This window comes from Streptomyces sp. (assembly GCF_035563135.1).
In the GTDB taxonomy this organism is placed as follows: Bacteria; Actinomycetota; Actinomycetes; order Streptomycetales; family Streptomycetaceae; genus Streptomyces.
This window is the reverse complement of record NZ_DATMVN010000680.1, coordinates 1-11,407: the sequence shown is the minus strand read 5'-3', so window position 1 is coordinate 11,407 and position 11,407 is coordinate 1. Positions and strand designations below refer to the sequence as shown.

7 protein-coding genes and 3 pseudogenes are annotated in these 11,407 nt (G+C 71.3%); 3 read left to right on the top strand and 7 right to left on the bottom strand.

All coding sequences use genetic code 11. The features are described 5' to 3' along the window. Positions 1 to 317: pseudogene (locus VN520_RS30400) on the bottom strand (peptidoglycan-binding protein); the annotation flags it as partial. A 138-nt stretch (positions 318 to 455) separates the two neighbouring features. Between VN520_RS30400 and VN520_RS30395 the strand changes: the two are divergent. Next, complete coding sequence (locus VN520_RS30395) at positions 456 to 2,501, top strand: MDR family MFS transporter (RefSeq protein ID WP_325750158.1); 2,046 nt, start codon at positions 456 to 458, stop codon at positions 2,499 to 2,501. Positions 2,502 to 2,633: 132 nt separating this feature from the next. Here VN520_RS30395 and VN520_RS30390 read toward each other — a convergent pair whose 3' ends face one another. After that, complete coding sequence (locus VN520_RS30390) at positions 2,634 to 3,110, bottom strand: GNAT family N-acetyltransferase (protein WP_325750157.1); 477 nt, start codon at positions 3,108 to 3,110, stop codon at positions 2,634 to 2,636. 60 nt (positions 3,111 to 3,170) lie between these two features. Here VN520_RS30390 and VN520_RS30385 point away from each other — a divergent pair, with 60 nt between their 5' ends. Both VN520_RS30385 and VN520_RS30380 read left to right on the top strand, forming a co-directional pair. Next, positions 3,171 to 4,262 carry a serpin family protein gene (locus tag VN520_RS30385; RefSeq protein WP_325750156.1) on the top strand — a complete coding sequence of 364 codons (1,092 nt, stop codon included), beginning with the start codon at positions 3,171 to 3,173 and terminating at the stop codon, positions 4,260 to 4,262. Positions 4,263 to 4,447: 185 nt separating this feature from the next. Beyond that, a complete protein-coding gene (locus tag VN520_RS30380; protein ID WP_325750155.1) occupies positions 4,448 to 6,592 on the top strand; it encodes a bifunctional glycosyltransferase 87/phosphatase PAP2 family protein in 2,145 nt (714 codons plus the stop codon). Between the two features lie 169 nt (positions 6,593 to 6,761). Here VN520_RS30380 and VN520_RS30375 read toward each other — a convergent pair whose 3' ends face one another. From VN520_RS30375 to VN520_RS30355, 5 genes and pseudogenes are all read right to left on the bottom strand, one after another. Then, the gene (locus tag VN520_RS30375) at positions 6,762 to 8,126 is read right to left on the bottom strand and encodes an MFS transporter (RefSeq protein ID WP_325750154.1); all 1,365 of its coding nucleotides are present in this window, start codon (positions 8,124 to 8,126) and stop codon (positions 6,762 to 6,764) included. 304 nt (positions 8,127 to 8,430) lie between these two features. Further along, a pseudogene (locus VN520_RS30370) lies at positions 8,431 to 9,279 on the bottom strand (IS630 family transposase); the annotation flags it as partial. 441 nt (positions 9,280 to 9,720) lie between these two features. Then, positions 9,721 to 9,888 (bottom strand): hypothetical protein, encoded by a 168-nt coding sequence (locus tag VN520_RS30365; RefSeq protein ID WP_325750152.1) that lies wholly within the window; start codon positions 9,886 to 9,888, stop codon positions 9,721 to 9,723. A gap of 332 nt (positions 9,889 to 10,220) precedes the next feature. Further along, positions 10,221 to 10,421, bottom strand: a pseudogene (locus tag VN520_RS39720) (transposase); the annotation flags it as partial. Positions 10,422 to 10,500: 79 nt separating this feature from the next. After that, entirely contained in the window at positions 10,501 to 11,163 is a 663-nt protein-coding gene (locus VN520_RS30355) for a TetR family transcriptional regulator (protein WP_325750150.1), read from the bottom strand. Positions 11,164 to 11,407: the final 244 nt, after the last annotated feature.

Sequence of the window (11,407 nt, the reverse complement as noted above, 5' to 3'; positions counted from 1 at the left end):
CGACGGCCCCCGTCCACGGCGGCGGCCCCGGGCGGAGCACCCCGGACGGGCCCGGCGCCCGGCGCTCCGCCGGGCGCCCCGTCCAGGAACAGCGGCATCGTGGTGGCTGTCCCGGGGGCGCCGTGGTCCTGCGTGTCGTCGCTGTTCAGCGTCACGTACGGCCGGATGCGCAGCGGGTCGAAGTCCTCGGCCGCCGCGATCTCCGCCGCACGGGCCTCCCGGCCCGCCCGTGCGGCCGCGCCGGCTCCGCAGGCGCACCCCGCCCGGGGTCTCGCGCCCTGCTCGCCGCCGCACTCCGGGCACATGTGTCCGGTCATCGTGGGTCCCCTCCCCTTTCGAACTGTCTGCGATTATGCAGGCCGCCACAGGCGAGCCCGACGCTCGTGGCGCCGTTCGGCAGGCCATAACGGCACACAGCGGCCAGGATGGGGTCAAGCGGACCCGAGGAGATGCCCATGGCCCAGCAGCTGAGCCCGCCGCCCCCGGCAGCAGGTGAGGGGCGGTCCCGGCGGAGTGTCCTGGTCTCCATCGGCGCACTGCTCCTCGGCATGCTGCTCGCCGCACTCGACCAGACCATCGTGTCCACCGCCCTGCCCACGATCGTCAGCGAGCTGGGCGGCCTGGACCATCTGTCGTGGGTGGTGACCGCCTACATGCTGGCGGCGACCGCGGCCACCCCGCTCTGGGGCAAGCTCGGTGACCAGTACGGGCGCAAGAAGCTCTTCCAGACGGCCATCGTCATCTTCCTCATCGGCTCCGCGCTCTGCGGCATGGCCCAGAACATGCCGCAGCTGATCGGCTTCCGCGCCCTCCAGGGGCTCGGCGGCGGAGGGCTGATGGTGCTGTCCATGGCGATCGTCGGCGACATCGTCCCCCCGCGCGAACGGGGCAAGTACCAGGGCCTGTTCGGGGCGGTCTTCGGCGTGACCAGTGTGCTGGGGCCGCTGCTCGGCGGTTTCTTCACCGAACACCTCAGCTGGCGCTGGGTCTTCTACATCAATCTGCCCGTCGGCGTCGTCGCGCTCCTCGTCATCGCCGCCGCCCTGCACATCCCGGTCCGCCGTACCAAGCACACCATCGACTACCTGGGCACCTTCCTCATCGCCTCCGTCGCCACCTGCCTGGTCCTCGTCGCCTCGCTCGGCGGAACCACCTGGGCCTGGGGCTCCGCACAGATCATCGTCCTCGCGGTCCTCGCCGTGGTGCTGCTCGTGGCGTTCGTCGCGGCCGAGCGCCGGGCGGCCGAACCGGTCCTGCCGCTGAAGCTGTTCCGGATGAGGACCTTCAGCCTCGTCGCCGTCATCAGCTTCGTCATCGGCTTCGCGATGTTCGGGGCCATGACCTATCTGCCGACCTTCCTCCAGGTCGTGCACGGCATCACCCCGACCATGTCCGGTGTGCACATGCTGCCGATGGTCCTCGGCCTGCTGCTCACCTCGACCGGCTCCGGCCAGATCGTCAGCCGGACAGGCCGCTGGAAGGTCTTCCCGATCGCCGGCACCGCCCTCACCGTGGTCGGCCTGCTGCTGCTCCACACGCTTTCCGAGACCAGCTCCACCTGGACGATGAGCCTCTGCTTCTTCGTCTTCGGCGCCGGCCTCGGCCTGGTGATGCAGGTGCTCGTACTGATCGTGCAGAACTCCGTCGGCTACGAGGACCTCGGTGTCGCCACCTCCGGCGCCACCTTCTTCCGGTCCATCGGCGCCTCGTTCGGCGTGGCCGTGTTCGGCACGATCTTCACCAACCGGCTGACCGGCAAACTCGAAGAGGCGCTCAGCGGCCGCTCCCTCCCGCCCGGCGCCGACGCCGGAGCGCTGGCCGCCGACCCCCGGGCCATCGGCCGGCTCCCGGCGGATCTGCGCCCCTCCGTCCTCAGCGCCTACTCGGCCTCGATCACCGATGTCTTCCTCTACGCGGCACCCGTCGTCCTCGTCGCGTTCGTCTTCGCCTGGTTCCTCAAGGAGGAACCCCTGCGCGGGTCGGTGACGGCGCCCGACCCCAGCGAGACCCTGGCCTCGAACCCGGTCCAGCGCTCCTCGTACGACGAATGCGCCCGGGCCCTCTCGGTGCTCGCCACCCGTGAGGGACGCCGGGAGATCTACGAGAAGATCACCGCCAGGGCCGGATACGACCTGCAGCCCGCCGCCAGCTGGCTGCTGCTGCGCATCAAACGGCACGGCACCGTCGAACCCGGGCGGCTGGCCGAGGTCGCACCCGTGCCGCTGAGGGTGATCACCTCCGCCGCACGCCAGGTGGAGGGGCGCGGCTTCGCCCGGCGCGAGGGGATGCAGCTGGTGCTCACCGAACGGGGTGCACAGGCCGTGGTCCGGCTGTCCCGGGCCCGTGAGGAGTCCCTGGCCGAGCTGCTGGGCGACTGGTGGGGCCCGGACCGGCCCACCGACCTCGTCCGCCTGGTGACGGAGCTGTCGGCCGAGGTGAGCGGGTCGAGCAAGGAGCGGCCCCACATGCCGGAACCCCGCCGGGACCACGCGGCGGGCTGACCTCGCGGGCGCTCCGCGCCCCTGCTCCGGCCCCTGCTCCGGCCCCGGCTCCTGCTCCGGGCTCCGGCTCCGGGCTCCTGCTCCGGGCTCCGGCTCCGCGCCCCTGCTCCGGGCTCCTGCGGCGCCGGGAACTCACAGCTCCTTGGCGAACCAGTGCTCCGCGTAGGGGCCCTGGTTGAACGCGGGCACCTCCCGGTACCCGTGCTTCGCGTACAGCCCGCGTGCCTCCACCAGGTCGTCACGGGTGTCCAGGCGGATCCGCCGCACCCCGTAGGCCCGCGCGGCGCTCTCGATGCCGGCGAGAAGCAGGCCGCCGCCGCCCGTCGAGCGGAACGCGGGCCGGACGAACACCCGGGTCAGCTCCGCCGTGTCCGCGTCGACCAGCCGCAGGCCCGCGCAGCTCCCCGGCTTGCCGTCGTACCGTCCCACCAGGAATTCCCCGGTGGGCGGGGCGAGCCGGTCCACACCGTCGTCCCTCAGGCCGTCGTCGATCTCCGCCGCGGTGGCCGGCCGGCCCCAGTAGCGGCTCGCCACCTCGTCGTAGTAGTCCCGCCGCAGCAGGGCCGCTTCGGGGCTGCCGAAGTGTTCGGGGGTCACGTTCCAGGTCATTGGGCCATTCTGTCCATGGTGTGACGGAATGACGAACCTTTGATACGTGCAGGGGGAACGATGACGCGGGAGACCTCCGTCGAGGCAGCCGTCCAGCGGCTCGGGGAGCAGTGGATACGGGAGCTGACGCGGCCCGGCTGCCGCAGCTTCGTGTGCTCGCCCGCCGGACTGTGGCTGGCCCTGACCGCCGTCGCCGCCGGCGCCCGTACGGAGACGGCGGCGGAACTGCGGACACTGCTCGGCGTGGCCGGACCGGAGGCCGCGGACGTGGTGACCGGGGCGGCCCGGGACTGGGGGCGCACCGAGGCGCTCAACGTGGCGACCCGGGTGTGGAACAACGTGCCGCTCCACCCGGAGTACGAACAATCGCTGCCGGACGTCGCCTTCGGCCCGGTGGACGTCGCGGAGATCGACGCGTGGGTCCGTGAGCAGACCGGTGGCCTGGTCGAACGGCTGCCGCTGGACCTCGACGGCGGTGTCGCGCTCGCCCTGGTCAACGTGCTGGCCCTGAAGGCTTTCTGGGAGACGGCGTTCGACATGTCCCGCACCCGTGACGCCCCCTTCACCGACGCGGCGGGCCGGAGCGTGCCGGTGCCGACGATGCACGCGTCGGCCGGGCCCACGGACGTGTGGACGGTCCCGGGCGCGTACGTCGTCGAACTGCGCTGCCGCGCGGAGCCGGACGGCAGCGCACCGGCACGGGTCAGGTTCGTCCTGGGTGAGCCGGGTGAGGGGGCGGACCGGGTCCTGCCGCAGGCGTGGGCCCCGGAGGGAGCGCGGGTCCCCCTGGCCGCCGACGCGGTGACCTTCGCGCTGCCGCGCTTCACCCTGCGGACGAACGTCCAGGTCACCGAGCAGTTGCGGGCGCTCGGTGTACGGCTCGCCACGAGCCCCGCCGCGGACTTCCGGGGCCTCGCGGCGGCGCCCCTCCACCTCACGGACGTGGTCCAGGAAGCGGTGGTGAAGGTCGCGGAGGAGGGCGTCGAGGCCGCGGCCGTCACGGTCGTGGCGGCGAGGTCCGCCGCTCCGAGACCCCGAGTGGTGAAGCACATCGCCTTCGACCGGCCCTTCGGCGTCGTTGTCCTGGACGGCTCGGCGGACGTCCCCCTCTTCACGGGCTGGCAGGCGGACGTCCCCCGGCACGAGGACTGATCCGGGACCCGGCGGACCTCCCGACAGCTGCTCGGCGGCCGTCACCTGAGGAGCCGTGACCGGAATTCCGTGCGGTCTTCCGGCGGATCGGTGGTGACAGTCAGGCGAAGAGGGGGTTGATTGTGTCTAGCTCATAGGGCAATGCGAGGCTTCATCCGCACATACCCGGGCCGAGGGGACAGTGCATGAAAAATGGGGAGGGTCGGCGCAGCGTGAGAGATGCGAAGCGCAGTGTGCGGGGGGACATGGCGGCGGACCCGGGGGGCAGGGTCTTCCTTCCGGACCAGGCCGGGTCAGGCCTGGTCCGGACGGCGGACCCCAGGGCCGCGGTGGCCAGGGCCGTCCTCTGGCTGCTCGTCGGCGTCCTGGCGGTACGGCAGGCGGCGGTCGTGCTGCGGCAGCCACCCGGCGAACGCCTCACCGATCTGGAGACCTGGACCGGCGCGACCGGGGTTTTGCACCTCGCGGGATCCCTGTACGACCCGGGCCGGTTCACCGGGACGCCGTTCGCCGGTCTGGTGCTGAAGCCGCTCACGGTCTCGGCGGAGCAGGCCCTCGGCGTCGTATGGACCTTCGGTTCGCTCCTCCTCGTCGTCCTGCTCGGCCACGTCGCCGGCCGCGCGCTGCCAGGGCCGGTGAGCCGGCGTACCGCGTTCCTGGCGGCGCCCGTCGCGATCACCCTGCTGATGGTGTCGCTGCCCGTCCGCAACACCCTGCATCTGGGCCAGACCAGCATCCTGCCGGTCCTGCTGGTGCTCGTCGCCTGCTTCGCGGTGCGCGGTGAGCGGCTTCCGGGTGTGCTGACCGGTGTCGCCGCGGCCCTCCAGCCCGCCGTACTGCTCTTCGCCGTCCTGTTCTGGATCACCGGCAGACGCCGGGCCGCCGTGAGCGGCGCTGCCACCTTCGCCGTCTGCACGGCGCTGGCCTGGCTGGCGATGCCGCGTGACTCCTGGGCGTACTGGGTGCACCATGTCGCGGGCGCCGGGCTCGGTGAGCGCCCGGACAACCTGGCGAACCAGTCCCTGCACGGCGCGCTGTTGCGGTTCGGGCTGGAGGGACCGCTGGAGATCGCGCTGTTCCTGGCGCTGGCCGCCGTCGTCGTCCTCCTCGGGCTGCGCCGTGCGGCCCGCTACGCGCGGGACGGGCAGCTGCTCCTGGCCGTCGCGGTCACGGGGTGCGTCGCCGTCGCCGTGTCGCCCACCGCCTGGCAGCACCAGCTCCTCTGGGTGCTGCTCGCCGTCGTCGGACGTGTCGGCAGCCGGGCCTCGGACCGGCTGGTCTGGCCGGCGGTCGTGGTCCTCGTCCTCACCCTGCCGGGGAAGATGCTGCTGCCGAACGTCGGCGTGGTCATTCCCGTGCGCGACAACGCCCTGCTCGTCGCCGCGCTCGGCGCGGCCTGCGCGGTGCCGTTCCTGTCCCGCGCCTCGCCCCACTGGCAGCGGCCGGTCCCCACCGGCTACGCGAAGCCGGTACCGGCGCGCTACGCGTGGGTGCCGCTGCTGCCGTTCTGGCGCCGGGTGCTCAGCCGCCCCAATCTGCTCCTGGAACTCCTGCTCATCCGGGTCGTCTACTCCGCGTACGCGCAGGTCCGGCTGGCCGCGACCGCCGGACGGTCCACCGCCGAGGAACACGGCCGGCAGATCCACGCCGCCGAGCAGTGGCTGCACATCGACATCGAGCACTGGGTCAACCACACCGTCGTCGGCATCCCCTGGCTGCGCGAGTTCTTCGACTACTACTACTCGACGTTCCACTTCCTCGTGCCGCTCGCGATCCTCGGGGTGCTGTACGTGCGCCGGCCCCCGGACTACCGCTGGGCCCGCAGCACCATCGGCTTCGCCACGGTCCTCGCGCTGATCGGCTTCTGGCTCTACCCGCTCGCCCCGCCGCGCCTGATGCCGGGGCTCGGCTTCATCGACACGGTCCACGGGGTGCAGGATCTCGACAGCCCCGATTTCGGGGCGCTGACCGCGGTGACCAACCAGTACGCGGCGATGCCGTCACTGCATTTCGGCTGGTCCCTGTGGTGCGGTGTGGTGATCGTGCTGCTCGCGCCGAAGGCGTGGATGAAGGCCCTGGGACTGCTGCACCCGCTGTTCACGGTCTCCGCGATCGTCGCCACGGGCAATCACTGGGTGCTGGACGCGGTCGGCGGTGCGGTGGTGGTGGCCGCAGGCTTCGGGCTGACGTACGCCCTGTCCGGGCCGCGCAGGCTCCAGGTCGGCACCGGGACGGCCGGACGGCCCGGCCGGGAGGCGGGGGAGGCGGGGGAGGCGGGCGGCGAGGCCGCCGGGGAGCCGGTGCCCGAGCCGGCGGCCGGCAAGGCGTGATGCCCGTGGACGGGCCGGAGGGGTGCGGGGACGGCTCTTCCGAGTCCGTCCCCGCACCCCTCCGGCGTGGATCGCCGCGTCCTTCGATGATCTGCCCGGGGCGGGCGCCCCGCCACTCGAACGGTTCAGTGCCGGCCCGGCCGGCAGGACCCGGCGCCGTAGCGGGGCATCAGGTCCTGAGCGACGCCCCGGCCTTCGTGGTCCGCTCGCCGCTCCGCTCCCCGAGCGCCTCCGTCTCCACGTGCGCCGTCTCGCGGGCGGCGAGCGCCGCGACGGCCGGCGGCACGCAGAGCGCGGCGGCGAAGAGGGCGACACCGGCCCAGTTGTCGCCGTCGGGGCCGGCGATCTGCGAGGCGAAGGCCACGGCGAAACCGGCGACGGCGAAGCCGGTCTGGGTGCCGATCGCCATACCCGACAGCCTGACCCGGGTGGGGAACATCTCGGCGTAGAAGGCGGGCCAGATGCCGTTGGCCGCGCTGTAGACGACACCGAAGACCAGCACCCCGGTGATCAGCACCAGCGGATAGCTGCCGGTGGAGATCGACCACAGGTACAGGGGCATCGCCACCGCGCTGCCGGCGGCGCCGACGAGGAAGACCGGCCGGCGTCCGACGCGGTCGGAGAGCCGGGCCCACAGCGGGATGGTGAACAGGGCGACCACATTGGCCAGCGCGCCCACCCACAGCATGCCGGTGCGGCTCAGACCGACGGCGTCGCTGGTCGCGTAGGACAGCGCCCAGACGGTGAAGATCGTGCTCACGGTGGCGATCACGGAGGCCGCGACGACCCGCAGCACATCGGCCCAGTGGTCGCGCAGCAGGACGGCCAGCGGCATCTTCGCCACGCCCTCGGTGGCCGCCTGCTTGGTGAAGACCGGTGTCTCCTCCAGGGTGCGGCGGATGACGTATCCGGTGACCGCGACGGCGACGCTCAGCCAGAACGGGATGCGCCAGCCCCAGGAGAGGAGCTGTTCCTCGGGCAGGGCGGCGACCGGGATGAAGGCCAGGGTCGCGATCAGCTGGCCGGCCTGGGTCCCGTTGATGGTGAAGCTGGTGAAGTAGCCGCGGCGGTGCTGAGGCGCGTGTTCCAGGCTCATGGAGTTGGCGCTGGCCTGCTCACCCGCCGCGGAGATGCCCTGCAGGATGCGCAGGATGACGAGCAGGACGGGCGCGGCCCCGCCGATCTGGTCCCGGGTGGGCAGACAGCCGATGAGGAACGTCGACAGGCCCATCAGCATCAGCGTGAAGACCATGATCTTCTTGCGGCCGAGCCGGTCCCCGGCGTGCCCGAGGAAGAGCGCGCCGACCGGGCGGGCCGCGTAGGCGACACCGAAGGTGGCCAGCGACAGCAGGGTGGCGTTCGCAGGATCGGACTCGTCGAAGAAGACCTCGGGGAAGACCAGCGCCGCCGCGCTGCCGTAGATGAAGAAGTCGTAGTACTCCAGCGCGCTGCCGATCCAGGCGGCGAGCGCGGCCTTGCGGGGCTGCGCCTGCGGAGGGGGCGGCGGGCCGGCGGAAGGGTCGTGAGCGGTCACGGCGGGCTCCTTCGGGGGACGTTCCGTGCGGGGGAGAGGCGAGCGGACCCGGCTAATTAACGCACTAGATAGTTAGTTAGGGATGGCTACGGATGTTGCGAGCAGTTGACGCCCCTGTCAAGGGTTCACCCGGAATCCGGCCCGGTCCGGTCCGCCGGGCACCGCCCGGGGTTCCGACCCCTTCGCTCCCGAAAAGTCCCGGTCCCGGTCCCGGGCCGGCGGAGGCCGGTCGGCACCGGGCGGCGCATCCCGGCTGCCGGGTGGTGGGACCGGCCCGTCCGCCCGGCCCCGGCTGTTGGTGGCCCGCGCCGGAGGTCCGTCGGCGGAAACGGGTGAGGGAGTCAGGAATCCCTTCGGCGGCCCTGGTCCAGATGAACGGCTTGGGGCCCTCGTTCCAGTCCTTCACCCAAGCGCGGGTGCTCGGTCAGCTGTGCCCTGATCGCGGGCGTCTTGCGGGTGCCGTAGTTGTCGCAGATCAGGTGGGCCGCCAGGCGCGCGGGCACTTCCTTGTCGATCCGGATCAGGAACTTCTTGGACTCCGCTGCCCGGTGCCGCCGGTGCAGAACGCTGATGACCTCGCCTGTGGCGACGTCGAATGCGGCGAACAACGCAGTCAGCTCGTTGCGGACGTAGTCGTGGGCGCGCCGTCCGGGCAGGCGCGGCATGATCGGCAACACCGGCTGGGGCCGGTCCGAGGCCTGGGTCTGCGGCTTCTCGTCCACACACAACACCACCGCGCCCTCGGGCGGGTCGAAGTACAGCCCGACGACGTCGTACACCTTCTCCACGGACAACGGGTCCGTCAACAGCTTGAAGGTGTCCGCCAGATGCGGCTTGAACTGGAACTTCCGCCAGACCCGGCCGACGGTGGACTTCGGCGGGCCGCTGCGCACCGCCATCGACTTCCGCGACCAGTGGGCGGCGTTCTTCGGAATCCTCTCCGGCGTCGTGACCATGACCGCTTCCACCTGGTCGATGCTGATGGTGGGCGGCCGGCCCGGTCGCGGGCGACCACGACGACCGGCGGTGACTCCGGCCCTGCCCACGCCGGCGCGATCCGTGCACGCGGGGCCGGTGCCTGAGCCGAGGACGCCCGCCGCATCTCCCGCTCCGACACCGTCTGCTCGTCATCGGACAGCAGCAACGGTTCCAGCTCCTGGCCCCGGCGGGGAACTGACGCACCAACAGCGAAAGCCACGCAACTACTGACGGTCAACTACTGGCGCAGGGCGCCGGCACGGGGGTGGAGCGGTTACGCGATCACTGACCGCGGAGGCGATCGACGTGCTCGGCTGACTGAATTCCGGCCGCTGCCCCGCCTCATGACTGGTCCCCGCCGGACCTGTGCTGACGTGAAAAGCCGGGCGCCTCGTTGTTCCATCAGAAGACCGGCGAGGCGCCCGGCCCTGCTGAAAGGAGCGGAAGGCGCGTTCCGGGCGCAGGCGGCGTGGTCATGGCTCCGGCACGGCGGCCGCCCTCGTTGCGCTCCAGAAGTATCTGGCCGCACCTGGATCCGGCGGCAAGCCGATCCGGCTCCGCTGATCCGACTGCCGTGGGCCCGCTACCCAGCAGCGGATCTCATCTCATGCCCGGATCAGCCGCAGTGGCCCCAGCCGCTCGCATAGCTACCGGCGCCGCTGATGCCGCCGGAGAACTTGACACACTTACCGGCAGCACTGGCATAGACCGGGCCCGCGTAGGTGGTGTAGTAACCCTCGTCGGTGACGGTGGGGCCTCCGCTGACGGAGAGGCTGGCGTACATGTTCGCGGTAGCACCGGACGCGCTGTCGGCAATGGTGACTACGCAGTTCTTACCGCTCGACGCACTGTAAAGAAGAAAGATCGTGCCCGCGCGGTTCGAGGAGACGCGGTGCGATTCAAGGACGCTGTAACTCGAACCGCAGAGCGACGTAGGACTGACTGCCGCAGCGGAAGCGGGAGCGGCTGCTCCGAGGAGGGCCGTCACTCCTATCGCGGCAGTGACGACAGCTGCGCGGGTTTTGCGAACACGCATGGCAGAACCTCTCGTTGACTTGAATGATCTTGAGCAAGGTATAACGCAGATGCGTCGGGATGACCACCGATATCGTCTCGGTGGCGCTGTGCCGACCGGAAAGGGGGTGCGACCAGCCGGGCGGCCATCGGCTCCACCGATCTGCGCTGCCCGTCCAGCAGCAGCCCCCGCGGATGCACCCCGCCCCACCGGCGCTGATCCGCCCGCGCGAACGGCTCGGACACATCCGCCGCGAAGTCCTCCGGGCGGCAACGGAGCTCATCCAGCCCCTCGGGCGTCATGCCCGGACGACGGCGCAGTGCCCCAACCGGACACGCCACCGACGAACGAACCTGACCAAGCCCTACTGGTGCCCCGGCGCTAGGCGGCGCGATCGGCCGTGAGGTACGCGATGATCATGTCGCCCAGCATGGTGCGGTAGTGCTCGCGCCGGCCGGTGTCCACCAGGTCGCGGCCGAAGAGGGCACCGAAGGTGTGCCTGTTGGCGATGCGGAAGAAGCAGAACGAGCTGATCATCGCGTGCAGATCCACCGCGTCGACATCCGCCGTGAACAGCCCCGACGCCCGCCCCGTGTCGAGGATGCGCCGCAGGACCTCGATCGCCGGGGAGCTGATGCGGCTCAACTCGGCGGAAGCGGCGATGTGTTCGGCCTCGTGGATGTTCTCGATGCTCACCAGGCGGATGAAGTCGGGATGGTCCTCGTGGTGGTCGAAGGTCACCTCGGCCAGCCGGCGGACCGCCGCCACGGGATCGAGGTGCTCGACGTCCAGCAGCTGCTCGGCCTCCCGGATCCTGGTGTACGCCCGCTCCAGGACCGCCGTGAACAGCTGTTCCTTGCCGCCGAAGTAGTAATAGATCATCCGCTTCGTGGTGCGGGTGCGGGCGGCGATCTCGTCGACCCTGGCGCCCGCGTAACCGAGGCGGGCGAACTCCCGCGTCGCCACGGTGAGGATCTCGGCCTTGGTGCGCGCCGCGTCGCGGGTCCGCGCGACCGGCTGGGCGGGTCCTTCGGGGCTGGTCATCCGGATCCTTCGCGGCAGGCGGTGCGTGCTCGCGATTCTAGAGCCGGGGCCCCTGCCGGCTGATTCGGCCCGGGGTCTTCCCTGGACGGCCGCCTTTCGATATGACTAACTAACCAGTCCGTACATTAAAGCCGTCCGTCACGCACCGGACGGTCCGAGCCGCCACATCAACGGGAGTGAGTGATGCCGACCCCTACGGTCCCGCCGACAGGCGTCCCCGTCCTCGTGCTGAACGGCCCCAATC